The organism is Rhizobium quercicola, assembly GCF_021168455.1.
Classification (GTDB): Bacteria; Pseudomonadota; Alphaproteobacteria; order Rhizobiales; family Rhizobiaceae; genus Ferranicluibacter; species Ferranicluibacter quercicola.
This window is the reverse complement of sequence record NZ_JAJOZR010000014.1, coordinates 89,381-112,490: the sequence shown is the minus strand read 5'-3', so window position 1 is coordinate 112,490 and position 23,110 is coordinate 89,381. Positions and strand designations below refer to the sequence as shown.

Genomic DNA, 23,110 nt, shown 5'->3' with positions numbered 1-23,110 from the left:
CGCCGGCCGGCCCGAAACGTCATGGCGGCCGCGCCGGCGTGACGCGATGGCCGGTTCCTGCTAGCGGATGTCGCGAAGCGGATGGACGCGAGGTTCGCAAGCACGCTAGCTTGCAGCGTGCCGGACGATTGCGTCCGCGGCGATCTGCGAAGGCGAGAGACAAACCCATGAAGAGCTATGTGCTGACCGTCAGCTGCAAATCCACCCGCGGCATCGTGGCTGCCATCTCCGGCTATCTGACGACGCAAGGCTGCAATATCGTTGACAGTTCGCAGTTCGACGATCTGCAGACCGGCCTGTTTTTCATGCGGGTCAGCTTCATCTCCGAGGAGGGCGTCGCCGAGGCGGATATTCAGGCGGGGTTCGTGCCGGTCGCCGAAACCTTCGCCATGACGTGGCAGATCCACGACAGCGCCAAGCGCATGAAGGTGCTGCTGATGGTGTCGCGTTTCGGACATTGTCTGAACGATCTTCTCTATCGCTGGAAGATCGGCGCGCTGCCGGTGGAGATCGTCGGCGTGGTGTCCAACCACTTCGAGTACCAGAAGGTGATCGTCAATCACGACATTCCCTTTCATCACATCAAAGTGACGAAGGAGAACAAGATCGAGGCCGAGGCGCGGCTGATGGAGATCGTCGAACAGTCCAATGCCGAGCTGATCGTGCTGGCCCGCTACATGCAGGTGCTCTCGGATGCCGTCTGCAAGAAGATGTCGGGCCGCATCATCAACATCCACCACTCCTTCCTGCCGAGCTTCAAGGGGGCAAACCCGTACAAGCAGGCCTATGAGCGCGGCGTGAAGCTGATCGGCGCGACCGCCCACTACGTGACCGAGGATCTCGACGAGGGTCCGATCATCGAGCAGGACATCGCCCGCATCACCCATGCGCAGTCGCCCGACGATTACGTCTCCATCGGCCGCGACGTGGAGAGCCAGGTTCTCGCCCGCGCCGTGCATGCCCATATCCACCACCGCGTGTTCATGAACGGCAACCGCACCATCGTCTTTCCGGCAAGCCCGGGCTCCTACGCGTCCGAGCGGATGGGCTGAGGCTTTTTTCGCGCGCGATGGCGGGTTGACAGGCGCGGTCGCTTCACGCTCCCATGCAGGTCGCTTTTGCCCATCCGGATGACGCCATGGTCCAGACATCGCCGCCACGGCCGGTCATCCGGCTCGATCTGCTCGGCCCTTCCGGCCCGGAGCGCCTCGGGCGTGGCAAGATCGCGCTGCTCGAACATATTCGCGAGACGGGGTCCATTTCCGCCGCGGGCCGTGCCATGGACATGAGCTATCGCCGCGCCTGGCTGCTGGTCAGTGCGGTGAATGCGATGTTCGAGGAGGATTCGGTCATCTCGCAGCGCGGCGGCAAGCAGGGCGGCGGCGCTGCGGTCACACCCTTCGGCGAAGCGCTGATCGCCCGGTTCCGGGCCATGGAGGACAAGGCCCTGGCAGCCATGGCCGACGATATCGCCTGGCTGGAGGCGCATCGCGCCTCGCCGTGAGGCCAGTCGCTTTCCCGAAACCGCTCGATACGTTCGGGCGACAGGCGTTCAAGGATCCAGCGCCACCGTCTTGATCACGGCGTGGACCGGCATTCCGGACGTCAACGCCAGCATATCGGCGGAGACGGTGGTGATGCGCGCCGTCAGCCGTGTGCCCGCACAATCGAGCGTCACGTCGATCTGATCCTGACCGCACGGCGCCATGCCGGTCATGACCCCCTCGATGATGTTGAGCGCGCTCAGGCCTTCGGGCCTCTTCGTGGCGAGCAGGATGTCGCGGGCGGCGATGCGCAGGCGCAGGCGCTGTCCGGGCTGCCGTGCAGTGCCGGCCAGAAACAGCGTCAGGCCGCCGGCTGCGACCTTGACGATGCGGGGATCGGGCTGGTGTGGCAAGACCGTCGCCTCGATCACGGTTCCCGCCTCGCGCCGACTGATCGCCGCGCTCGATCCGGGCAGGCTGAGCATGTCCGACGCGGTGCCGCTGGCCGTCAGCCGTCCGTTTTCGATCATCAGCACGCGGTCGGCGAGTTGGGTGACCTCCGTGACGGAATGGCTGACATAGAGGATGGGAATGGCCGTCTCGTCGCGCAGGCGCTCGAGATAGGGCAGGATCTCGGCCTTGCGCGCGTCATCGAGGGCGGCAAGCGGTTCGTCCATCAGGAGAAGGCGCGGGCGTGCCAGAAGCGCCCGGCCGATCGCCACGCGCTGTTTCTCGCCGCCGGAGAGATGGGCCGTGGGGCGGGCGAGCAGCGGCGCGATGCCGAGAAGACCGACGACGCGCTCGATTTCGCCGGTCTCGGCAGGGGGCCTTGAGAACCAGCGGCCGTAGAGCAGGTTCTGCCGCACGCTCAGATGCGGAAACAGGCGGCCTTCCTGAAAGACGGTGGCGAAGCGCCGGCGGTGCGGCGGGGTGACGGCTTTGCTTGCCGTGTCGATAATCGTTTCGCCATCGAGCCGCACATGGCCTTCGTCCGGGCGGATCAGGCCGGCCAGAATCCGGATGAGCGAGGTCTTGCCGGAGCCCGAGCGGCCGAACAGAGCGGTGATGCCGCCCTCGGCTGAAAAGGCGATGTCGAGCGAGAAGGCGTCGAGGCGGTGGCGCACGGAGACATCGAGCGTCATGTGCCGGAGACCCGGCGCGCGGCGGCTGTCGCCAGCCATTCCGACAGCAACAGGGCCGCCATGGAGAGGACCACGGAGACGAGCGTGAGGCGGAGCGCACCGCTATCGCCGCCCGGCACCTGCGTGAAGGTATAGATGGCGGCCGACAATGTCTGCGTTTCCCCGGGAATGTTGGAGACGAAGGTGATGGTGGCGCCGAACTCGCCCATGGCTTTGGCGAAGGAGAGGATCATGCCGGCGATGATGCCGGGTAAGATCAGCGGCAAGGTGATGGTGGCAAAAACCCAGGCCGGCGAGGCGCCGAGCGTGGCGGCGGCCTGTTCCAGCCGCCCGTCCACGGCCTCGATCGACAGGCGGATGCTGCGCACCATCAGGGGAAAGCCCATGACGGCGCAGGCGAGCGCCGCACCGGTCCAGCGGAAGGAAAAAACGAGGCCTGTATAGGTTTCGAGGAACGTACCGACCGGCCCGCGCCGGCCGAACAGGATCAGCAGCAGGAAACCGGTGACGACCGGGGGCAGGATCAGCGGCAGGTGGACGAGCCCGTTCAGAAGCGAGCGCCCCCAGAACCGGCCGCGTGCCAGCGCCATGGCCGCCAGAAGCGCCAAGGGCAGGCTCGCCAGCATGGCGACGGCCGAAACCTTGAGGCTCAGCCGGATCGCCGTCCATTCCGCATCGCTGAGAGCAAGCCAGTCCAAAGTCGCCATGTCCTTCACGCCGCCGGGGTCCGGTTTCGAGGCCGGAGGCAAGCCTTCCCCTATTTGGCGAGAACGGTAAAGCCCTGTGCCTCGAAGAGCGGTTTTGCGGCCGGCGAGCGGACGAAGTCGAGATAGGCGGCGGCTTCGGGATGGGTGCTCTCCGACAGGATGGCGATCGGATAGACGATGGGCGGGTGGGAGCTTTCCGGGAAGGTGCCGACGATCTTCACCGAGGGGTCGGCCGCGGCATCGGTCTCGTAGACGATGCCGAGCGGCGCCTCGCTCTTGGAGACGAGGAGGAGGGCGGCGCGGACGTTTTCGGCACCCGCGACATCCTTTTCGACCGACGACCAGACGCCGAGCTTTTCGAGCGCCGCCTTGCCGTACTTGCCGGCCGGCACGGAGTCCACCGCACCCATGGCGAGCTTGCCGCCGGCGAGCCGCGTCTTCAGGTCGAACCCCTCGCCGATCTCGACCGGCCTGGCATCGGCTGCCGGTGCGACGAGGACGAGACGGTTGCCGAGGAGCGTCGAGCGGCTGTCCTCACGGATCAGCGTCTTGCCCGCGACGTAATCCATCCAGGCGAGATCGGCGGAGATGAAGATATCGGCGGGCGCGCCCGCCTCGATCTGCTTGGCCAGCGCCGAGCTTGCGGCATAGGAAGCGGTGACGGCATGGCCACTCTGCTGCTGCCAGGCGTCGTTCACGGCATCCAGCGCGTTCTTGAGGCTGGCGGCGGCGAACACCGTCACCTTTTCCGCCGCCAGCGCGGGGCTTGCCAGCGACGCGAGCGCCAGGAGGAGAACCGCGAGTGCGGCCCCGATGTTCGTCTTCAGTCCTTGCATCGTCGGCATTCTTGCCCCTCCGGAGATCGAAATATCTCGAAGAATATAACGCGTGTCGAGCGGTTGGCCAGCGATATGTTTGCTGAAATACATTGCTAGACCGCTCTTGCGATGCCGGCGCGATGATCTATCGTTTGCCGTGCAAGGCATCACGGAAAACAGGCGGGGACGGGCAGGATGGACGGGACGGTCAGGCTGGAGGAGAGCTGGAAACAGGCGCTCTCGAAGGAGTTCGACAGCGCCTACATGGGCACGCTCAAGAGCTTCCTCCAGGCGGAGAAACAGGCGGGAAAACAGATCTTCCCGAAAGGCTCGGAGTATTTCCGGGCCCTGGATCTGACGCCGCTCGACACGGTCAGCGTCGTCATTCTCGGGCAGGATCCGTATCACGGGGAGGGGCAGGCGCATGGGCTGTCCTTCAGCGTGCGGCCCGGCGTGCGCATTCCACCGTCGCTCGTCAATATCTACAAGGAGCTGCAGACCGATCTCGGCATTCCGCCGGCGCGCCACGGCTTTCTCGAACATTGGGCCGAACAGGGTGTCCTGCTGCTCAACAGCGTGCTGACGGTGGAGCGGGCGCTTGCCGCATCTCACCAGAAGAGGGGGTGGGAGACGTTCACCGACGCCATCATCCGCGCCGTCAACGACCAGCCGAGGCCGGTGGTGTTCATCCTCTGGGGGTCCTATGCGCAGAAGAAGGCCGCGTTCGTCGACCAGAGCCGGCATCTGGTGCTCCGCTCGGCGCATCCGTCCCCGCTGTCGGCGCATAATGGCTTCTTCGGCACGGCGCCGTTCTCCCGGGCGAACGCGTTTCTCGAAGCCCATGGCCGCCCGCCGATCGACTGGGCGCTGCCGCCGCTCTGATTGCCGGTCTTATGCGCGCGGCGGGTGCGTGCCCGCCGCGCCGGCCCGGCGGGCGACGACGCTTTCGCGCCAGACGGTGAAGATGCCGGCAGCAACGACGATGACGGCACCGACGATCATGTTGACGCTGAGCACCTCGCCGAAGACGGAAACGCCGATGATGCTGGCAAAGACCAGCTGGAGATAGGTCAGCGGCTGCACCTCCGACGCGTCGAGATACTCATAGGCCTTGATCAGGAAGAAATGGCTCGACGTGCCGGTGATGCAGAGAAGCCCCATCCACAGCCAATCGACCGGGGCGAACCATGTCCAGTAGAACGGCCCGATCAGCGTGATCGCCACTGCGCCGGCGGCGCCCGTGTAGAAGAAGCTGGTCATCGCCGAATCCTCGCGGCTGACGAGGCGCGTGGTGACGACGTAGAAGGCGAAGATCAGCGCGGAGGAGACGGGAACGACGAGCAGGGAGGCCTGTTCGTCGCCCGTCGGATCGAGGATGACCATGACACCGATGAGGCCGACGAAGATGGCCGTCCAGCGGCGCCAGCCGACGCGCTCGCCCAGAATGACGATCGAGAGAAGCGCCACGAAAATCGGCCCGACGGAAAAGATTGCCTGGGAGTGGGCAAGCCCGACGCTGGCGAAGGAGGCGATGACCAGCACGATCTGGCTTACCAGCAAGAGCCCGCGCAGGATCTGCAGGACGGGATGCCTGGTGGTCACCGCCGCCCTCAGCCCGCCGCTCGACCGGGCCGCCAGGATGAGAACGAAGGCCGCGAACGCCCAGTAGCGGATCATCGTGATGAAGACGGGGGGATAGAGCCCGCCCATGTGCTTGGACGTCGCATCCTGCAACGTGAAGATCAGGATCGCGATGAAGACGAAGAGATAGCCTTTGCGCTTGGATGTCATCAGTCGTCTTGCCGTGCTCGCCTCGACGACCGTATGGACGCACTCAGGTCTTTTGGGACATGCCCCGGTCGGGCACGCCTGTCTCTACTGCATTATGTGGAGGACCGGTACCGGTTTCCCGCGGAATTCTTCAACCGGTTGAACGGGCTGGGTGCGGCAGCCTGCTGCGGAAAACGAGGCGCCTGAAGGCCCGTGTGCCCGCTCGCCCCGTCAGTCCTCCCGGAAGGTGCGCTGCATCTGTTCGGTCAGCGGCTTGGCGAGATAGGAGATGACGGTTCGGTCGGCGATCTTGATATAGGTTTCCGCCGGCATGCCCGGATAGAGCGTGAGGCCCTTCAGAGCGGTGAGGCTCTCCGGCTTCGGGCGGATGCGCAAGGGGTAATAGCTGGCGCCCGTGCGCTGGTCGGTCACCTGGTCCGGCGCGATATTGGCGACTTCGCCCTCGACCACGGGTGTCGTGCGCTGGTTGAAGGCGCTGAAGCGGATCTCGACAGGCTGGCCGAGGGTGATCTGGTCGATGTCGCTGGTGGCGATGCGGGCTTCGACGGTCAGCGTGTCGGTGGCGGGAACGACGAGCATCAGGACCTCGCCGGGATTGACGACGCCATCGACCGTGTGGATGGCAAGCTGGGAGACGCGGCCGGAGATCGGCGAGCGGATGTCCAGCCGTTTCAGCTGGTCGAGGGCGGCGACGCCACGATCCTCGTATTCTGCGATGCGCGCCTCGACATCGGTCAGGTCCTTGGCGTTCTCGGTGCGGCGGTCCTCGTCCAGCTGCAGGATCTGCAGGTCGATCTCGCTCGATTTCCCGGCGGCCTGCGCGCGGGCGGCGATGCGGGCGCCGCGGTCGCCTTCGAGCTGGGCGCGGTCGCGCTTGAGGGCGGTCACGCGCTGCATGGAGACGAGACCCTGGGCATAGAGCTTGTCGACGCCTTCGAGTTCCTGACGGATCAGCGTCAGGCTGTCGGCAATGGCGTTGAGTTGAACCGTCTGCCCCTCGATCTCGTCGTTCAGCTGCGCCTTGCGGGATGCGAGCTGGTTCTTCATGCCGACCAGCGCGCTCCGGCGGCTGTCGAAGAGGCGTCGCTCGCTCTCCTCGAAGCCGCTGGACACCATGTCCGTCGGCACGACCTGTGCGAGCGGCGGCACCGTGAAGGTCTTCTCTCCCGCCTGTTCGGCGAGAATCCGGGCGCGGCGGGCATAGAGCTGGGCCAGCGTGTTCTGGACGATCGACAGATTGGCGCGCACGGTGGTGCCGTCCAGCCGCACGAGCACCTGCCCGGCCTCCACGGTTTCGCCCTCGCGCACGTCTAGTTCGCCGACGATGCCGCCGGTCAGGTGCTGGATCTTCTTGACGTTGTTCTCGACGACGACGGTGCCGGAGGCGACGATGGCGCTCGAAAGCTCCGTCGTGCCGGCCCACCCGCCGATGCCGCCGACGAGCACCACTGCCATGGCCCCGACCGCCGTTATGTGGCGGGAGAGGGAGCGGCGCGATTGTGCCGGGCGTAGCGGGGCGGGGTGTAACGGGGCGGGGCGCGTTGCGGCGGACGGTTCGCTGGTGCTCATGATGCGGTTTCCTGTCCATTGCCCACGGCTTTCAGCACGGGCGGCTGCGCCTGCAGCTGTGTCTGGAAATTCGGCTGGAAGGCTTGTCCAGCTGCGGGGCGCAGTGGCTCCCGGCGCAGGATCTGCGCCAGAACCTCGTCCTTCGGCCCGAACGCCTGCATGCGGCCCTCGTTCATCATCAGCACCAGATCGACGCTCGCCAGCGCAGAGGGGCGGTGGGCGACGACGATGACGATGCCGCCGCGGGCACGCACGCCGAGGATCGCTTCGCTCAGCGCCTGCTCGCCTTCGGCATCGAGATTGGAGTTGGGCTCGTCGAGTACGACAAGGAAGGGCTCGCCGTACAGCGCGCGGGCGAGGGCGACGCGCTGGCGCTGACCGGCCGACAGAGACGAGCCGCCGTCGCCGATCTCCGTCTCATAGCCGTTCGGCAGTTTGAGGATGAGATCGTTGACGCGGGCGGCCTTGGCGGCTTCCACGATCGCGCCCGGCGCGGCATCGTCCTCGAAGCGCGCGATGTTCTGCGCCACGGTGCCGGAGAACAGTTCGACGTCCTGCGGGAGATAGCCGATATGCTTGCCCAGACGGTCGCTGTCCCACTGGTCGAGTGCTGCCCCGTCGAGACGCACCGCGCCGCGCAGGGTCGGCCAGATGCCGATCAATGCGCGGGCGAGCGACGATTTGCCGGAGGCGCTCGGCCCGATGATGCCGAGCGCGCTGCCGCTCTTCAGGGTGAAGGTAACGTCGGCAAAGGTGAGACGCTGCACGCCGGGCGGTCCGCCGGCAATGCCTTCCGCGGTCAGCTTTTCGCGCGGCACCGGCAGTTCCAGCGGCGCGTCGCGTTCGGGAAGGGCGGTGAGGAGTTCGCCGAGACGCTTCCAGCTCTGGCGTGCCGCCACGAAGGAGCGCCAGTTGCCGATCGCCAGTTCCACCGGCGCCAGCGCCCGGGCCGTGAGGATCGAGCCGGCGATGATGATGCCGGGCGAGGCCAGACCTTCGATGACGAGCACCGCGCCCGTGGCCAGAACCGCCGACTGGAGGATCATGCGGGACACCTTCGACAGGGCGCCATAGCCGTTCGAGACGTCGGAATTGACGAGGTTGTGGTGCCGATAGACATCGTTGCGTTCGCCCCAGAGCGTCGACATGCGGCCCAGCATGCCCATGGACTGCATGACCTCGGCATTGCGTTGCGAGGCCTGGGCGAAGGCATTGCGCAGGTTTCCGGTTTCGGACGCCTTCTTGGACGGCCCTTGTGTTCCCCGATTGGTGAGAAATGTGAGGGCGATGAGGATCAGCGAGCCGACGACCGAGACGATGCCGATGACCGGATGGAACAGGAAACAGATGCCGATATAGAAGGGCAGCCAGGGCAGGTCGAAGAAGGCGGCGGGGCCGGCGCCCGACAGGAAGGCGCGCACCTGATCGAAATCGCGCAGCGGCTGCAGGCCGTCGCCGGCCGTGCGCATCTTCAGCGGCTGGCGCACGACGGTGCGGTAGATCCGCCCCGTCATCGCCTCATCGAGCGCGCCGGCAATGCGCACGAGCATGCGGCCGCGGATCCACTCGAATGCGCCCTGGAAGGCGTAGAGCATGAGCGCGAGAATGCAGAGCGCGACAAGCGTCGGAATGCTGCGGCTCGGCAGGACGCGGTCGTAGACCTCGAGCATGAAGAACGAGCCGGTGAGGTAGAGCACGTTGACGAGCGCGCTGGCGACACCGACGCCGATGAAGGCGCCCTTGCAATCCCGCAATGCCTGCGCCGGTTCGGCGCCCGATTGTCTGATCTGTGTCATCGTCACCCCGAGCGCCCCGCAGCCGCCTGCCATCCCGAACGTCAAGCCACCGTCCGCGGTCGCTTGCCCTTGTAGATGCAGGCACATTAGAGAGGATGATGTCAATTTTTCATCACCGAACGCGCATTTTCGATTTTATTTTAGCATTACCCGTTCTTCGGCCCGGCGGGCTATAGGGACGGGCAGAAGGCCGCAGGTGCTGCGGCGGGGCGAATGCGCCCGGCAAGACCGTGCCGTGAAGGAGAGGCCATGCGACGGATTCTGGTGATCGGCATCGGAACGGGACATCCCGACCACCTGACGCTCGAGGCCATTCGGGTGATCGGCGCGGCGAACGTGATCTTCGTGCCGACCAAGGGCGAGGACAAGGCCGAGCTTGCCGATGTCCGTCGCGGCATGATCGCCCGGCACGGAGCGGCCGGGGTGAAGCTTGTGGATTTCGCCGTGCCGCGGCGGCAGACAGATGGCGTCGGCTATCGGCAGGGCGTCGATCTCTGGCATGCCGCGATCGCCGATATCCACGAGCGGCTGTTTCTCGACCATATGGCGGAGGGAGAGACGGGGGCCTTCCTCGTCTGGGGCGATCCCATGCTCTACGACAGCACGATCCGCATTCTGGAGCGTGTGCGCGACGGCGGGCGCGTTGCGTTTACGGTCTCCGTGCTGCCGGGCATCACCAGCATGCAGCTGCTGGCGGCGCGCCACCGCATTCCGATCAACGGCATCGGGCAGCCGGTGACCATCACGCCCGGCCGCCGGCTTTCGGAGGTTTTCCCGCAGACGGCAGAGGCGGTCGTGGTCATGCTCGACGGCGAAGAGGCGTTTCTGGCGGTCGAGGATCTCGAGACCGAGATCTTCTGGGGCGCCTATCTGGGCCTGCCGCAGGAGATCACCATTGCCGGACGGCTCGGTGCGGTGCGCGAGGCGATCGTCGCGGCGCGTGCCACGGCACGGGCGCGGCATGGCTGGATCATGGACATCTATCTCCTGCGTAGGCCCGCGACGCCCCCGGCGGCAGAGACGACAGGCCTTTGAGCCGGGATTTGCGCGGCCCTTGCCGCATGCTGTATGACGGCTGATCGAAGGGCACCGAGATGATGACGGCCGGGACAGCACTGCACAGGGATAGAACGACGACGGGATCACCATCGGCGCTGCGCCGCGGTGTCTGCCCGACGCTGGCCGCCCCGATGCAGACCGGCGACGGCCTGCTTGCGCGGTTGCGGCCGGCCTCCGGCTTCTTCACGGCCGAGGCCTTTTTAGCGCTTCTGGATGCGGCGGAGGCGTTCGGCTCGGGCCGGCTCGACATTACCGCGCGGGGCAACCTGCAGATCCGCGGGCTGCGCCCCGAAAGCGTCGCGCCCCTGTCGGCGGCCGTCGCCCAGGCCGGCATCGTGCCGTGCGAAGGCATTGCCGTGGAAATGCCGCCGCTTGCGGGGCTCGACCCGTCCGAAGGGGCCGATCCGCGCCCGCTCGCGCGAATGCTTGCCGACCGGATCGGCGACAGCGGCTTTCATCTTGCGCCGAAGTTGGCGGTCGTCGTCGATGGCGGGGGAAGGCTGCATCTCGATGGCCTCGCGGCCGATATCAAGCTCGTGGCGCAAGCGTCCGGCGGCTCGCCGCTCTGGCATCTGCTCGTAGCGGGGCGGCCGACAGGCCTTTCCGGCTCCGGGGACGACATGCTCGACGCCGCGATGTCGGTGGTCGCTAATATCGCGGCCTGCGGGCCAGCGGCGCGGGCGCGCGACCTTCCGGCGGAGCGGGTGCCGTCCGGTTCGTCGTCGCTCACGAAACGGGATGTCGCCATGTCGCCGGTGGACCGGTTCGATTTCGGCGCGCATGTCGTGCTGGGGGTGGCGCCCCCGTTCGGGCAAATGGAAGCGCAGGTCGCTCGACAGCTGGTCGCCGCCGCCAGGGCGGGTGGCCTCTCCGAGGTGCGGCTGGCACCCGGGCGGGCGCTTCTCCTCGTCGGTCCTGCCGGCTGCGATCTGTCGACGCTGGCGCGCCTCGCCACGTCGCTCGGCTTCGTCGTGGACGCCGGCGATCCCGCTTTGCGGATCGATGCCTGCGCCGGTGCGCGTGGCTGTGCCTCCGGGCGCATCGATACGCATGCCCTTGCCCAGCGCCTGATCGCGCAGGCGCCGGTGCTGATGGACGGTTCGCTCGACCTGCATGTGTCCGGTTGCGCCAAGGGCTGCGCCCGGCCGCGCGCTGCGGATCTGACCCTGGTCGCGGCACCCTGTGACGGCCGGCCGGGGATCGGCCTCGTCGTCGACGGGCGCGCCGGCGATGCTCCGGTTGCGACAATGCGGCTCGAAGACGGCGCTTGCGCCATCACGGCGCTTGGCCGATGGGTTGCCCAGACGATAGAGAAGGGCGAATCGGCTGCCGCCTGCCTGACGCGGCTGGGGCCGGCGGGAATCGCCGCCGCCTTTTCAGGGGCTCGCTTCAACGGGATTGACCATGCCGGCTTATGACTACATCCGCGATGGCGACGCCATCTACGAACGCTCCTTCGCCATCATCCGGGCGGAAACCGACCTGTCGCGGTTCTCGCCGGAGGAGGCCGACGTTGCTGTGCGCATGGTTCATGCCTGCGGTCTCGTGGAGGCGGCCCGCGACTTCGTCTTCTCGCCCGGCTTCGTGACGGCGGCGCGCACGGCGCTGGCGGGCGGCGCCCCGATCCTCTGCGATGCCTTCATGGTGGTGAACGGGGTGACGCGCGCGCGGCTGACGGCGGGAAACGACGTGATCTGCACCCTGCGCGAACCGGAAACGCCGGGGCTTGCCCGCGAGATTGGCAATACCCGGTCCGCTGCCGCGTTGCGGCTCTGGGGTGAGCGCATGGGCGGCGCCGTCGTCGCCATCGGCAATGCCCCGACCGCGCTCTTCCATCTTCTGGAAATGCTGCGCGACGGCGCGCCGAAGCCCGCGGCGATCCTCGGCATGCCGGTCGGCTTCGTCGGCGCGGCGGAATCCAAGGATGCGCTTGCCGAACAGTCCTATGGCGTGCCCTTTGCCATCGTCCGCGGCCGGCTCGGTGGCAGCGCCATCACGGCGGCCGCCATCAACGCGCTGGCGAGGCCGGGCCTGTGAGAGCATCGATGACCGGAGATCTGGAAACGGTGGAGCTGAGCGCCGGCGGCGCAGCCCTTGCGGGCGTGACGGCCGGGCGGCTCATCGGTGTCGGTACCGGGCCGGGCGATCCGGAGCTGCTGACGCTGAAGGCCGTGCGGGCGCTCGCCGAGGCCGACGTGCTTGCCTATTTCGCAAAGGCCGGCCGGCGCGGCAACGGGCGCACCATTCTCGACGGCCTCGGCAAGGTGTCCGGCCTTGCCGGCCTGTTTGCGCCGGGACAGATGGAGGGCATCCTGAAGCCGGGCCGCATCGAGCTGCCGCTCTATTATCCCGTCACCGTCGAGATCGACAAGGAGCACGAGGACTACAAGGGTCAGATCACCGGCTTCTACGACGCCTCGGCCGCCAGCGTCGCCGCGCATCTGGATGCCGGGCGGACAGTCGCGATCCTCAGCGAAGGCGATCCGATGTTCTACGGCTCCTACATGCATCTGCATGTGCGGCTCGCCGGGCGCTACGCCGCCGAGGTCGTGCCGGGGGTGACGGCGATGTCGGGCTGCTGGTCGCTTGCGGGCCTGCCGATCGTGCAGGGCGACGACGTGCTGTCCGTGCTGCCGGGCACCATGGACGAAGCCGAACTCTGCCGCCGGCTCGGCGATACCCAGGCGGCCGTGATCATGAAGGTGGGGCGCAACCTTCCAAAAATCCGCCGTGCGCTTGCCGCCGCCGGCAAGCTCGAAAACGCCATCTATGTCGAGCGCGGCACGATGGCGAATGCGGCGATGACGCCGCTTGCCGACAAGCCGACCGACGAGGCGCCCTATTTTTCGCTCGTGCTCGTGCCCGGCTGGAGCGGCCGGATCGCGGACGGTTCTTTATGAGCGGCCGTCTGACCATCGTCGGCACCGGGCCGGGCGATCCGCGCCAGACGACGCCGGAGGCGCTGGAGGCGATCGCCACCGCCAGCCATTTCTTCGGCTACGGGCCCTATCTCGACCGCCTGTCGCTGCGGCCCGATCAGATGCGCGTCGCCTCGGACAATCGCGAGGAGCTCGACCGTGCGAAAGCTGCGCTCACCCAAGCGGCAGAGGGGGCCGACGTCTGCGTTGTTTCCGGCGGAGATCCGGGCGTCTTCGCCATGGCCGCCGCGGTCTGCGAGGCGATCGACCACGGGCCGGCCGCCTGGCGCGGCATCGATTTTCGCGTGACGCCCGGCGTGACGGCCATGCTGGCGGTTGCGGCCCGGATCGGCGCGCCGCTCGGCCACGACTTCTGCGCCATCTCGCTCTCCGACAATCTGAAGCCCTGGGAGATCATCACGCGGCGGCTGGCGCTGGTGGCGGAGGCGGGACTCGTGATCGCGCTCTACAATCCCATCAGCAAGGCGCGGCCGTGGCAGCTCGGCGCCGCCTTCGACGTGTTGCGGCCGATCCTGCCGGCGCAGACGCCGGTGATCTTCGGCCGCGCGGCCGGCCGGCCGGACGAGCGGATGCGCGTCATGCCGCTGGCCGAGGCGGATGCGACGGTGGCCGACATGGCGACCTGCGTCATCATCGGCTCGCCGGAAACCCGTGTCATCGCCCGGCCGAGCCTTGGCGATCTGGTCTATACGCCGCGTTTCCTGCCCGGAGCGAGCTCGTGATCGATGCGGGCGAGCGCCGCCTCCACCGTCCCGACCGCGGGCAGCGCCGCTCCGCTCGAGCGTTCGACGAGAAGGACGGGGATCTGCAGCGCTCTGGCCGCGGCGATCTTGCCATAGGTGGCGCTGCCGCCACTGTTCTTGGCGACGATGCGGTCGATGCGGTGTTCCACGAGCAAGGCATGCTCTTCGGCTTCACCGAACGGCCCCGTCGCGAGGATGTACCGGACATCCGGCAGGGTGAGCGGCGGGGTGACGGGATCGACGCTGCGCACGAGATAAGCGTGCTGCGGTGCCGCCTCGAAGCGCGCCGCCTCCTGCCGGCCGATGGCCAGAAGAATACGCTGCGGCCTTTCGCCCAGCGCCGCAACGGCCGCGCCGATGCTGGGAACGCAGGTCCAGAGATCGCCCGCCTGACGCTCCCAGGGCGGACGACGGAGGGCGAAGGCGGGAATGCCGGTGTCGCGGGCGGCCTTGGCGGCATTGTCCGAGATACGGGTTGCAAAGGGATGCGTCGCGTCGATGAGAAGATCGAAGCCTTCGGTTCTCAGCGTCCGCGCAAGGCCCTCGGCGCCGCCGAAGCCACCGATGCGGGTGGGAACGGGCTGCGCCATCGGCGCGCGTGTGCGGCCGGCCAGCGACAGCACCACGCGGTGCGTGGTTTGCGCCAGCGCAGCGGCCAGCGCGCGGGCATCCGTGGTGCCGCCGAGAAGAAGGATATGATGGCCCATGTGTGACGGCGAGAACGCTTCCCTGACAACGCAGCCCTGGCTGACGATCGTCGGCCTTGGAGAAGACGGTCTAGCGGGTCTCGGCGAGGAGGCCAAGCAGGCGATCGCCGGGGCGCGCCTCGTCTTCGGCGGCACGCGGCATCTGGCTCTGGCCGCGCCGCTCATCACCGGCGAAAGCTGCCCCTGGTCGAGCCCGTTCGAGACCGCCATCGATGTCGTGGTGGCGATGGCCGGCATGCCGGTCGTCGTGCTCGCCTCGGGCGATCCCTTCTTTTTCGGCGTCGGCGTCACCCTGTCGCGCCGCATCGACCCGGCGCAGATGCGCGTCCTGCCTGCGCCCTCGGCCTTCAGTCTCGCGGCGGCGCGGCTCGGCTGGGCGCTGCAGGACACCGTCTGCCTCTCGCTGCACGGCCGGCCACTCGACCTCATCCGGCCGCATCTGCACGCGGGAACGCGGATCCTCGCGCTGACCTCCGATGGGGACGGCCCGGCGGCCGTCGCCGAACTTCTGCGAAATACCGGCTTCGGCGCCTCCGCCCTGACCGTGCTCGAAGCGATGGGGGGGCCGCAGGAGCGGGTCAGCCTTCATACGGCGGACGGGTTCGATCTCGTGGATTGCCATTCGCTCAATGTCTGCGCCATCGCGGTGGTTGCGGGTCGGCAAGCCAGGGTTCTTGCGCTGTCGCCGGGCCTTGCCGACGATCTGTTCGAGCATGACGGGCAGATCACCAAGCGGGAGGTGCGCGCGCTGACGCTTTCGGCGCTCTCGCCGCGACGGGGGGAGTGGCTTTGGGATATCGGCGCGGGCGCCGGATCGATCGCGATCGAGTGGATGCTGGCCGATCCGTCACTGCGCGCCGTCGCCATCGAGGCGCAGCCGGAGCGGGCCGAACGCATCGGCCGCAATGCGCGCGCCTTCGGTGTGCCGGATCTGCGCGTTGTCGCGGGCTCGGTGCCGCAGGCGCTGGCGGGTCTCTCCGAGGCGCCCCGGCCCGATGCGATCTTCGTCGGCGGCGGTGGCAGCGAACCGGGTGTGATGGACGCGGCACTTGCGGCCCTGCGGCCCGGCGGACGGTTGGTCGCCAATGCGGTGACGACCGAGATGGAGGCGGTGCTGCTCGCCGCCCATGCGGCTCATGGCGGCAGCCTGACGCGCATCGACGTTGCGCGCGCCTCGCCGGTGGGCACGATGACGGGCTGGCGCCCGGCCATGCCGGTGACGCAGTGGTCCTGGACCAGGCCGCTGCCGGACGACACGGGCGACGACGCCCAGGAACGCCCGCAGGAAAACACGCAGGGAGAGCCGGTATGACCGTTCATTTCATCGGCGCCGGTCCGGGTGCGGCCGATCTCATCACCGTGCGCGGGCGGAATCTAATCGCAGCCTCGCCGGTCTGCCTGTTTGCCGGCTCCATCGTGTCGCGCGACCTGCTCGCCTACTGCCCGCCGGGCGCCCGCATCGTGGACACCGCACCCTTGTCGCTGGACGAGATCGAGGCGGAATATGTGCGGGCGGAGGCTGCCGGCGAGGATGTGGCGCGGCTGCATTCCGGCGATCTCTCCGTGTGGAGTGCGGTGGCCGAGCAGGTGCGGCGGCTGGAGGCGCTGGGAATCGCCTATACGATGACGCCCGGCGTGCCGGCCTTTGCCGCCGCTGCCGCCGCCCTTGGGCGCGAGCTGACCCTGCCGGCGCTGGCGCAGAGTCTCGTGCTGACACGGGTTTCCGGCCGTGCCTCGCCCATGCCGAATGCGGAGACGCTGGCGAATTTCGGCGCGACCGGGGCGACGCTCGCCATCCACCTTGCCATCCACGCGCTGCCGCAGATCGTCGCCGAGCTGACCCCGCTCTATGGCGGAGACTGCCCGGTCGCCATCGTCGTCAAGGCGTCGTGGCCGGACGAGCGGGTGGTGCGCGGTACGCTGGAGACGATCGAGGTGCTCGTGGCGGAAAGCCCGATCGAGCGGACGGCGCTGATCTTCGTCGGGCGGACGCTCACGGCCGACGGGTTCCGCGAGAGTGCGCTTTACGATGCCGGGTATCAGCGGCGTTTTCGCGGGCGCGACGGGCTATAGAGCCGTTCCGGTGAGCGCGCGACCGAAGCTGCTTTAGATATCGATGCCCGGATCGGCCTTTGCCGTTTCCGTCTTGCGCGGGACGTCCGCGCTCTTTTCCGCGCGGTCGCGATAAAGCGCGGATTGGCCGAGCAGCATGAGCGTGACCGGCGTCGTGACGATCATGAAGATCACGATGAGGACCTCGTGCACGATCCAGCGGTTCTGAAGCACGGCAAAGACGAGCATCGAGGCCATGGCGATCAGCAGCACGCCGCCGCTGGTGCAGAGCGTCGGTGCGTGCAGGCGCTCGTAGAAGCTCGGAAAGCGGACGAGGCCGATGGCGCCGGCCAGCGTGATGGCGGCGCCCGACAGCAGGAGCAGGCAGGCGGGAATGGCGGCCCAGACAGGCAGATCGACCAGAAACGTCATTCGATCACCTCGCCGCGCATCAGGAACTTGGCAAAGGCGATGGTCGAAACGAAGCCCAGCAGGGCGATCGTGAGCGCGGCTTCGAAATAGAGCACGTTGGCCGTGCGGATGCCGAAGGTCAGAAGCAGCAGCATGCCGGTGATATAGACCGTATCGAGCCCGAGAATGCGATCCTGCGCCCGCGGCCCCTTGGCAACGCGATAGAGCGCGCAGATCATGGCGAGACCGATCATGATCTGCGAGATCAGCACCGACCAGATGATGAGAAGTTCGGTCATTCGAAGATCTCCTTGAGAAGCCGCTCGTAACGATGGGCGACGATCGACTGCCAGTCTTTGCCGTCGGCCGTGTCGAGCACGTGAATGAGGAGCATGCGGGTCTGGCGGTCGTATTCGAGCCAGGCGGTGCCCGGCGTGGTCGTGAGGATGCAGGCGAGCAGTGCCAGTGCGTTGTCGTCCTTCAGCGTCAGTTCCAGCATGACGAAGGCCGACTGCACGGGCGGCTTGCGCCGCGACAGCACGGCGCCCAGCACCGCGACGTTGGATTGCGCGATATCCTTGATCACGGAGCCCGCCAGGCGGAGTGCTGCACCCGGCCGGCGCAGGCGGGACTTGCTCGGCTCCAGATTGACCATCGCCCAGGAGAGGGACACGGACAGAATGGTGCCGAGCAGAATCTGCCCGGGCGACACCGACTGGTTGACGAGCAGCCAGAAGCCGAGAAGCAGGAGCGACAGAAGGGGGTAGGGGAACCAGTAACGCATCAGGACCCCCCATGGGAAACGACCGGCACGGCATCGCGCACGCTGCCGATATAGATCTGCGGCTGCGACAGGGCCGTCGCCGTATCCTGAAGATAGCGCAGCGCATGGCCCGACTGCAGGGTCAGGAAGCCGCAGGCGGCGAGGAGCACGAGCACGGGCGTGATCTCGATCAGCCGGACGCGGGGCACGGTGCCCTCGATCGAATTCCAGAAGGTGCGGATGCCGACCCGGTTGAGCGCGATCAGCGCTGCGAGACCGGAGAGGATGAGCAGCGTCACGAAGGTCCACTGCCCCGCCGTGACGGGCGCGGTTTCGCCGAGGCTCGCAAACAGGCCGTGCAGGATCGCGAACTTGGCGACGAATCCCGACAAGGGCGGCAGGCTCGCCATCAGCATGGTGCAGGCGACGAAGCAGATGCCGAGCACGGCCATGGTGCCGGGCACGGCCGCGCCGACCTCCTTCTCGGCCTCGTCGTCGTCGCCGTCGCCATAGGCTTCCATCGTCACCGCGAGAACGTCGGCGCCCGCGTCTCGCGCGCGCTCCACGAGGTCGATGAGCAGGAAGAAGGCGCAGATGCCGAGCGTGGACGAGATCAGGTAGAACAGCGTGCCGGGAATGACGCCGGTGATGCCGAGGCCGATGGCGGCCATCAGCGAGCCGGACGAGATCAGCACGTAGTAGCTCGCAAGGCGTCCCATCGCCTGCGACGCCATGACGCCGATCGTGCCGAAGGTGACGGTGAGCAGGCCGCCATAGAGGAGGACGCCCTGTCCGAAGCCCTGGGACGTGCCGGCCTCGCTGCCGAACAGAAGGAGCGAAAGCCGGAGCAGGATATAGACACCGACCTTGGTGAGAATGGCGAACATCGCCGCCACCGGCGGCGTTGCCGCGGAATAGGCCTGCGGCAGCCAGAAGCCGAGCGGCCACATGCCGGCCTTGACGAGAAAGGCGATACCGAGAACGGCAGCACCCGCCTCCATGAGCATGCGGTTCTCGGCGCTCAGATCCGGAATGCGCAGCGCCAGATCGGCCATGTTGAGCGTGCCCGACGCGCCGTAGATCAGGCTGACACCGATGAGGAACAGCGAGGACGCGGCGAGATTGATGGCGATGTAATGCAGGCCGGCCTTGACGCGCATCGGGCCGGACCCGTGCAGCATGAGGCCGTAGGAGGCGGCCAGCATGATCTCGAAGAAGACGAACAGGTTGAACAGGTCGCCCGTGAGGAATGCGCCGTTGACCCCGACCAGAATGAACTGGAACAGCGTGTGGAAATGCGGGCCGGCCTTGTGCCAGCGCGCCATGGAGAACATCTGGGCGCAGAGCGCCATCAGCGTCGTCAGGGTGATCATCATCGCCGACAGGCGATCGACGACGAGGACGATGCCGTAGGGTGCCGCCCAGTTGCCGAGCTGGTAGACCAGCGAGCCGTTGTCCTGCGCCGTGGCGGCGGCGATCATCAGGGCCGTGCCCGTGAGCAGCAGCACGAGCGTCGCGCCGAAGCTCAGCGCCCCTTTCAGCGTCCGTCGGCGCTCGTCGATGGGGATGAGAGCCGCCGCGGTGACGAAGGGCAGGAGGATCGGCAGGATGATCAGGTGACCGAGCCAGCTCATCGTTCTTCCCTCCCGTCCACATGGTCGTTGCCGGTAAAGCCGCGCGAGGCGAGCAGCACGACGAGGAAGAGGGCGGTCATGGCAAAGCCGATGACGATGGCGGTGAGCACCAGCGCCTGGGGCAGTGGATCGGTGTGCGTGAGGAAACCGCCGGCGACGCCCTTTTCGAGCACCGGCGGCGCGTTGAGACGCAAGCGTCCCATGCCGAAGATGAAGAGGTTGACCGCATAGGAGAGCAGCGCCAGCCCGACGACGACCTGATAGGTCCGCGGCCGGAAGAGGAGCCAGATGCCCGAGCCTGCGAAGACGCCGATGCCGGCGGACAGAACGAGTTCCATCAGCTCTTCTCCTTTCCGGACAGTTTGACGCTGCGCATATGGGCGCGCGGCGAGCGCACGGACTGGTGGGCGAGCGCGATGAGGATCAGCACGGTGGCGCCGGTGACGAGCGAGAAGACGCCGAGGTCGAACAGGATGGCGCTCGCAAGCGGCATCTCGCCGATGAGCGGCAGGTCCGCATAGCGAGAATGCGTGGTGAGGAAGGGATAGCCGAACATCCAGGAGCCGAGCCCCGTGGCGGTGGAGACGAGAAGGCCGACGCTGATCCAGCGCAGCGGATGGATGCGCAGCCGCTCCTCCACCCAGCGCGTACCGCTGCTCATATATTGCAGGATGAAGGCGATGGAGAGCGCGATGCCCGCCGCAAAGCCGCCGCCCGGCAGATCGTGACCGCGGAAGAACAGGAAGGCCGCGAACATACCGATGACCGGAAAGAGCCAACGCATGATGACCGAGGGAATGTGCAGATATTCCGCCACGCTCTCGCCGGTCTCCCGCTCGGGATGGCGCGCGTCGAACGCATTCTGGACGCGCTGCTGTTCCGGACGCTCGAGACTTTCGGCCGCCGGGCGGAAGCGCAGGAGCAGAGAGAAGACCGTCAGCGCGACGATGGCGAGAACCGCGATCTCACCGAACGTGTCGAATCCGCGGAAATCGACCAGGATCACGTTGACCACATTGGTGCCGCCGCCTTCGGAATAGGCGCGCTCGAGGAAGTAGCTGGATATCGTCTCCGGCATCGGCCGCGTCATGACCGTGTAGGAGATCAGCATCAGGCCGACCCCGGCCGTGACCGCGACAACGAGATCGCGCAGGCGGCGCATGCGCACGCCGACGGACATGGCGGCGGCATCGGTTTTCTCGAAGCGCTTGGGCAGCCAGCGCAGGCCGAGGAGAATGAGAACCGTCGTGACGATCTCGACCAGAAGCTGGGTCACGGCAAGATCCGGCGCCGACAGCCAGACGAAGGTGATGCAGGTGACGAGGCCGGCGCCGCCCAGAAGAACAAGGGATGCCAGCCGGTGGAACTTCGCCTGGTAGGCCGCGCCGACGGCGCAGGCCATGCCGATCAGCCAGAGGATGGCGAAGACCGGGTCTATGTTGCGGAACGCGAAATCGGCGGGCTGGAAGCGTCCCCAGAGAAGGGGTGTCGCGGCGGCCACGATGGCGACGAAGACGAGGATGCGCATCTGCGGCTGAAGACGCCGCGTACCGGCCTTCATCTCCACCATGCGCGCCCATTTCCAGGAGATGGTGACGAGGATGCGCTCGAAGACGCGCTGGCCCTGCAGCCTGCGGAAATAGGGCGGACCCTCGACGCTGGTGGCGAGATAGGGTCGCATGACGACGTAGAGCAGGATGCCGGCCACGAGCGCGAAGAGGCTCATGAAGAAGGGCAGGTTCCACCCGTGCCAGACGGCAAGGCTGTAGACCGGTGTCTCCTCGCGCAGCACGGAGACCACGGCCGTGTGCAGGAGCGGCCCGATGGTGAGGCTCGGGACGATGCCGATCACGAGGCAGGCAAGAACCAGGAAGCCGATCGGCGCGATCATCCAGTGCGGCGGCTCATGCGGCTCGTTCGGGAGGTCGTGTGGCTTCGGGCCGAAGAACACCGTGTAGATGAAGCGCAGCGAATAGGTGACGGCAAAGAGGCTCGCCAGCGTGGCCACATAGGGCGTCAGCGTGTCGAGCAGGTTCACCCGGTGCGTCTCGATCGCCTCCGCAAAGAACATTTCCTTGGAGAGGAAGCCGTTGAGCAGCGGCACGCCTGCCATGGAGGCGCTCGCGACCATGGCGAGCGTGGCGGTGATCGGCATGTATTTGAAGAGCCCGCTCAGGCGTCGCATGTCGCGGGTTCCGGTCTCGTGATCGATGATGCCGGCCGCCATGAACAGCGACGCCTTGAACGTCGCGTGGTTCATGGTGTGGAAGATCGCGGCGACGGCGGCGAGCGGACTGCCGAGGCTCAGGAGAACGGTGATGAGGCCGAGATGGCTGATGGTGGAATAGGCGAGCAGGCCTTTGAGGTCCTGCTGGAAGATGGCGAAATAGGCGCTGAGCAGCAGGGTCGAGAGCCCGGCAAGGCCGACCAGCCAGAACCAGGCATCCGTGCCCGCCATCACCGGCCAGAACCGGGTGAGCAGGAAGACGCCGGCCTTGACCAGCGTGGCCGAGTGGAGAAAGGCCGAGACGGGCGTCGGCGCCGCCATGGCCTGCGGCAACCAGAAGTGGAACGGAAACTGCGCGCTCTTGGTCAGCGCGCCCATGAGCACGAGCACGAGGATGGGCACATAGAGCGGATGGTTGCGGATCGTATCGCCGGAGGCGAGCACCACGTCGAGGTCGTAGCTGCCGACGACATGGCCGACGAGCAGCAGGCCGACGAACAGGCAGAGACCGCCTGTGCCCGTCACGGTCAGCGCCATGCGGGCGCCGTCGCGCGCATTGGCATTGTGATACCAGTAGCCGATCAGCAGGAAGGAGATGATGCTGGTCAGTTCCCAGAAGATCGACAGGAGGATGAGATTGCCCGAGAGCACGAGGCCGAGCATGGCGCCCATGAAGGCGAGAAACATGGAAAAGAACCGGGGAACCGGATCTTCCGCCGACATGTAGTAGCGCGCATAAACGACGACCAGCAGCGCGATCGCGCTGATCAGGGCCGAAAACAGCCAGGAAAAGCCGTCCATGCGCAGCGTGAAATTCAGTCCGAACTGCGGAATCCAGGCGATATCGGTGCGCAGCACGCGGCCTTCGATCACGAAGACATACAGCGACGTCGTGATCGCCAGACACAGGAAGGCGATGGAGCCCGAAAGCCAGGCGGCCATCGTGCTGCGGTCGCTCGGCAGGCTGATGGCGATGAGGCTTCCCACGAATGGCGTGAGCACGAGCAACAGCAGCAGGGTTTGCGCGATCTCTATGGTCATGTCCCCAGTTTGATCGTTACGATGTCGGCGTCCTCGTGCCGGCCACGGCGCGATGCAGCGGCGGACGAAGCCTTCGGGGCCGGGTGGCGTGAAGGGTCGGCGCGGGCGAACGCCGCGCGACATGCCGGAAATTTATGCCGGTATTCCGCCGCGATGCCAACCCGCGAACGTTGCAAATAGATGCTTCGCGTCGTTTTTCCAGTTTGTCTTATAAACATCCTGCGATG

At 66.9% G+C, this 23,110-nt stretch carries 23 protein-coding genes; 10 read left to right on the top strand and 13 right to left on the bottom strand.

Annotation, left to right across the window (positions count from 1 at the left end; translation table 11 throughout):
• Positions 1-167: 167 nt before the first annotated feature.
• Both purU and LRX75_RS19795 read left to right on the top strand, forming a co-directional pair.
• Positions 168-1,052: a formyltetrahydrofolate deformylase gene (gene purU, locus LRX75_RS19800; RefSeq protein WP_231816364.1), complete on the top strand. Its 885-nt coding sequence runs from the start codon at positions 168-170 to the stop codon at positions 1,050-1,052.
• A gap of 86 nt (positions 1,053-1,138) precedes the next feature.
• Positions 1,139-1,504, top strand: a complete 366-nt coding sequence (locus tag LRX75_RS19795) for a winged helix-turn-helix domain-containing protein (protein ID WP_231816363.1) — start codon at positions 1,139-1,141, stop codon at positions 1,502-1,504.
• A gap of 48 nt (positions 1,505-1,552) precedes the next feature.
• On the opposite strand, the gene modC is transcribed toward LRX75_RS19795, so the two are convergent.
• The 3 genes from modC to modA are packed head-to-tail and all read right to left on the bottom strand — an operon-like array spanning position 1,553 to position 4,178.
• Positions 1,553-2,626: a molybdenum ABC transporter ATP-binding protein gene (modC, locus tag LRX75_RS19790; protein WP_231816362.1), complete on the bottom strand. Its 1,074-nt coding sequence runs from the start codon at positions 2,624-2,626 to the stop codon at positions 1,553-1,555.
• Positions 2,623-3,333, bottom strand: a complete 711-nt coding sequence (gene modB / locus LRX75_RS19785) for a molybdate ABC transporter permease subunit (RefSeq protein WP_231816361.1) — start codon at positions 3,331-3,333, stop codon at positions 2,623-2,625. The genes modC and modB overlap by 4 nt, the downstream gene beginning before the upstream one ends.
• A 50-nt stretch (positions 3,334-3,383) precedes the next feature.
• Positions 3,384-4,178, bottom strand: a complete 795-nt coding sequence (modA, locus tag LRX75_RS19780; protein ID WP_420851240.1) for a molybdate ABC transporter substrate-binding protein — start codon at positions 4,176-4,178, stop codon at positions 3,384-3,386.
• A gap of 168 nt (positions 4,179-4,346) precedes the next feature.
• Here modA and ung point away from each other — a divergent pair, with 168 nt between their 5' ends.
• Positions 4,347-5,033 (top strand): uracil-DNA glycosylase, encoded by a 687-nt coding sequence (gene ung, locus LRX75_RS19775; protein ID WP_231816360.1) that lies wholly within the window; start codon positions 4,347-4,349, stop codon positions 5,031-5,033.
• A gap of 9 nt (positions 5,034-5,042) precedes the next feature.
• Here the strand turns inward: ung and LRX75_RS19770 are convergent, their stop codons facing one another.
• From LRX75_RS19770 to LRX75_RS19760, 3 genes are all read right to left on the bottom strand, one after another.
• Positions 5,043-5,942, bottom strand: coding sequence for a DMT family transporter (locus LRX75_RS19770; protein ID WP_231816359.1), 900 nt, complete (start codon positions 5,940-5,942; stop codon positions 5,043-5,045).
• Between the two features lie 210 nt (positions 5,943-6,152).
• Positions 6,153-7,511, bottom strand: a complete 1,359-nt coding sequence (locus tag LRX75_RS19765) for an HlyD family type I secretion periplasmic adaptor subunit (protein WP_269456272.1) — start codon at positions 7,509-7,511, stop codon at positions 6,153-6,155.
• A complete protein-coding gene (locus LRX75_RS19760) occupies positions 7,508-9,307 on the bottom strand; it encodes a type I secretion system permease/ATPase (protein ID WP_231816358.1) in 1,800 nt (599 codons plus the stop codon). The genes LRX75_RS19765 and LRX75_RS19760 overlap by 4 nt, the downstream gene beginning before the upstream one ends.
• Before the next feature lie 249 nt (positions 9,308-9,556).
• Between LRX75_RS19760 and cobF the strand changes: the two genes are divergently transcribed.
• Genes cobF through LRX75_RS19735 form a run of 5 tightly spaced genes read left to right on the top strand, consistent with a single transcriptional unit; the run spans position 9,557 to position 14,027 of the window.
• The gene (gene cobF / locus LRX75_RS19755) at positions 9,557-10,342 is read left to right on the top strand and encodes a precorrin-6A synthase (deacetylating) (protein ID WP_231816357.1); all 786 of its coding nucleotides are present in this window, start codon (positions 9,557-9,559) and stop codon (positions 10,340-10,342) included.
• A gap of 59 nt (positions 10,343-10,401) precedes the next feature.
• The gene (gene cobG / locus LRX75_RS19750; RefSeq protein ID WP_231816356.1) at positions 10,402-11,784 is read left to right on the top strand and encodes a precorrin-3B synthase; all 1,383 of its coding nucleotides are present in this window, start codon (positions 10,402-10,404) and stop codon (positions 11,782-11,784) included.
• Entirely contained in the window at positions 11,771-12,403 is a 633-nt protein-coding gene (locus LRX75_RS19745; RefSeq protein WP_113150122.1) for a precorrin-8X methylmutase, read from the top strand. The genes cobG and LRX75_RS19745 overlap by 14 nt, the downstream gene beginning before the upstream one ends.
• Positions 12,404-12,411: 8 nt before the next feature.
• Complete coding sequence (locus LRX75_RS19740) at positions 12,412-13,266, top strand: precorrin-2 C(20)-methyltransferase (protein ID WP_231816355.1); 855 nt, start codon at positions 12,412-12,414, stop codon at positions 13,264-13,266.
• A complete protein-coding gene (locus LRX75_RS19735) occupies positions 13,263-14,027 on the top strand; it encodes a precorrin-3B C(17)-methyltransferase (protein WP_231816354.1) in 765 nt (254 codons plus the stop codon). The genes LRX75_RS19740 and LRX75_RS19735 overlap by 4 nt, the downstream gene beginning before the upstream one ends.
• Here the strand turns inward: LRX75_RS19735 and LRX75_RS19730 are convergent.
• Positions 13,991-14,755, bottom strand: coding sequence for a cobalt-precorrin-6A reductase (locus LRX75_RS19730; RefSeq protein WP_231816353.1), 765 nt, complete (start codon positions 14,753-14,755; stop codon positions 13,991-13,993). The two genes, LRX75_RS19735 and LRX75_RS19730, sit on opposite strands and share 37 nt — an antisense overlap.
• Here LRX75_RS19730 and cbiE point away from each other — a divergent pair.
• Together cbiE and cobM are read left to right on the top strand one after the other, a co-directional pair.
• Positions 14,754-16,067 (top strand): precorrin-6y C5,15-methyltransferase (decarboxylating) subunit CbiE, encoded by a 1,314-nt coding sequence (cbiE, locus tag LRX75_RS19725; RefSeq protein WP_231816352.1) that lies wholly within the window; start codon positions 14,754-14,756, stop codon positions 16,065-16,067. The two genes, LRX75_RS19730 and cbiE, sit on opposite strands and share 2 nt — an antisense overlap.
• The gene (cobM, locus tag LRX75_RS19720; RefSeq protein WP_231816351.1) at positions 16,064-16,828 is read left to right on the top strand and encodes a precorrin-4 C(11)-methyltransferase; all 765 of its coding nucleotides are present in this window, start codon (positions 16,064-16,066) and stop codon (positions 16,826-16,828) included. The genes cbiE and cobM overlap by 4 nt, the downstream gene beginning before the upstream one ends.
• Before the next feature lie 33 nt (positions 16,829-16,861).
• Here the strand turns inward: cobM and mnhG are convergent, their stop codons facing one another.
• From mnhG to LRX75_RS19690, 6 genes are read right to left on the bottom strand one after another with little or no spacing between them, the layout of a single operon-like run.
• The gene (gene mnhG / locus LRX75_RS19715; RefSeq protein ID WP_231816350.1) at positions 16,862-17,239 is read right to left on the bottom strand and encodes a monovalent cation/H(+) antiporter subunit G; all 378 of its coding nucleotides are present in this window, start codon (positions 17,237-17,239) and stop codon (positions 16,862-16,864) included.
• On the bottom strand, positions 17,236-17,517 hold the full coding sequence (locus tag LRX75_RS19710) for a K+/H+ antiporter subunit F (protein WP_113150115.1): 282 nt from the start codon (positions 17,515-17,517) through the stop codon (positions 17,236-17,238). Before LRX75_RS19710 ends, mnhG begins: the two co-directional genes overlap by 4 nt.
• Positions 17,514-18,002 carry a Na+/H+ antiporter subunit E gene (locus tag LRX75_RS19705; protein WP_231816349.1) on the bottom strand — a complete coding sequence of 163 codons (489 nt, stop codon included), beginning with the start codon at positions 18,000-18,002 and terminating at the stop codon, positions 17,514-17,516. The genes LRX75_RS19710 and LRX75_RS19705 overlap by 4 nt, the downstream gene beginning before the upstream one ends.
• On the bottom strand, positions 18,002-19,615 hold the full coding sequence (locus LRX75_RS19700; protein WP_231816348.1) for a monovalent cation/H+ antiporter subunit D: 1,614 nt from the start codon (positions 19,613-19,615) through the stop codon (positions 18,002-18,004). The genes LRX75_RS19705 and LRX75_RS19700 overlap by 1 nt, the downstream gene beginning before the upstream one ends.
• On the bottom strand, positions 19,612-19,953 hold the full coding sequence (locus LRX75_RS19695; RefSeq protein WP_092930522.1) for a Na+/H+ antiporter subunit C: 342 nt from the start codon (positions 19,951-19,953) through the stop codon (positions 19,612-19,614). Before LRX75_RS19695 ends, LRX75_RS19700 begins: the two co-directional genes overlap by 4 nt.
• Complete coding sequence (locus LRX75_RS19690; protein ID WP_231816347.1) at positions 19,953-22,883, bottom strand: monovalent cation/H+ antiporter subunit A; 2,931 nt, start codon at positions 22,881-22,883, stop codon at positions 19,953-19,955. Before LRX75_RS19690 ends, LRX75_RS19695 begins: the two co-directional genes overlap by 1 nt.
• Positions 22,884-23,110: the final 227 nt, after the last annotated feature.

Coding starts and splice junctions, on each gene's coding strand:
- LRX75_RS19795 (WP_231816363.1), top strand. CDS start 1,139: ATGGTCCAGACATCGCCGCCACGGCCGGTCATCCGGCTCGATCTGCTC.
- modB (WP_231816361.1), bottom strand. CDS start 3,333: ATGGCGACTTTGGACTGGCTTGCTCTCAGCGATGCGGAATGGACGGCG.
- cobF (WP_231816357.1), top strand. CDS start 9,557: ATGCGACGGATTCTGGTGATCGGCATCGGAACGGGACATCCCGACCAC.
- purU (WP_231816364.1), top strand. CDS start 168: ATGAAGAGCTATGTGCTGACCGTCAGCTGCAAATCCACCCGCGGCATC.
- LRX75_RS19740 (WP_231816355.1), top strand. CDS start 12,412: ATGACCGGAGATCTGGAAACGGTGGAGCTGAGCGCCGGCGGCGCAGCC.
- LRX75_RS19735 (WP_231816354.1), top strand. CDS start 13,263: ATGAGCGGCCGTCTGACCATCGTCGGCACCGGGCCGGGCGATCCGCGC.
- LRX75_RS19745 (WP_113150122.1), top strand. CDS start 11,771: ATGCCGGCTTATGACTACATCCGCGATGGCGACGCCATCTACGAACGC.
- LRX75_RS19770 (WP_231816359.1), bottom strand. CDS start 5,942: ATGACATCCAAGCGCAAAGGCTATCTCTTCGTCTTCATCGCGATCCTG.
- ung (WP_231816360.1), top strand. CDS start 4,347: ATGGACGGGACGGTCAGGCTGGAGGAGAGCTGGAAACAGGCGCTCTCG.
- modA (WP_420851240.1), bottom strand. CDS start 4,178: ATGCCGACGATGCAAGGACTGAAGACGAACATCGGGGCCGCACTCGCG.
- LRX75_RS19765 (WP_269456272.1), bottom strand. CDS start 7,511: ATGAGCACCAGCGAACCGTCCGCCGCAACGCGCCCCGCCCCGTTACAC.
- LRX75_RS19700 (WP_231816348.1), bottom strand. CDS start 19,615: ATGAGCTGGCTCGGTCACCTGATCATCCTGCCGATCCTCCTGCCCTTC.
- LRX75_RS19695 (WP_092930522.1), bottom strand. CDS start 19,953: ATGGAACTCGTTCTGTCCGCCGGCATCGGCGTCTTCGCAGGCTCGGGC.
- LRX75_RS19730 (WP_231816353.1), bottom strand. CDS start 14,755: ATGGGCCATCATATCCTTCTTCTCGGCGGCACCACGGATGCCCGCGCG.
- cbiE (WP_231816352.1), top strand. CDS start 14,754: ATGTGTGACGGCGAGAACGCTTCCCTGACAACGCAGCCCTGGCTGACG.
- LRX75_RS19760 (WP_231816358.1), bottom strand. CDS start 9,307: ATGACACAGATCAGACAATCGGGCGCCGAACCGGCGCAGGCATTGCGG.
- LRX75_RS19705 (WP_231816349.1), bottom strand. CDS start 18,002: ATGCGTTACTGGTTCCCCTACCCCCTTCTGTCGCTCCTGCTTCTCGGC.
- LRX75_RS19710 (WP_113150115.1), bottom strand. CDS start 17,517: ATGACCGAACTTCTCATCATCTGGTCGGTGCTGATCTCGCAGATCATG.
- cobG (WP_231816356.1), top strand. CDS start 10,402: ATGATGACGGCCGGGACAGCACTGCACAGGGATAGAACGACGACGGGA.
- modC (WP_231816362.1), bottom strand. CDS start 2,626: ATGACGCTCGATGTCTCCGTGCGCCACCGCCTCGACGCCTTCTCGCTC.
- mnhG (WP_231816350.1), bottom strand. CDS start 17,239: ATGACGTTTCTGGTCGATCTGCCTGTCTGGGCCGCCATTCCCGCCTGC.
- cobM (WP_231816351.1), top strand. CDS start 16,064: ATGACCGTTCATTTCATCGGCGCCGGTCCGGGTGCGGCCGATCTCATC.
- LRX75_RS19690 (WP_231816347.1), bottom strand. CDS start 22,883: ATGACCATAGAGATCGCGCAAACCCTGCTGCTGTTGCTCGTGCTCACG.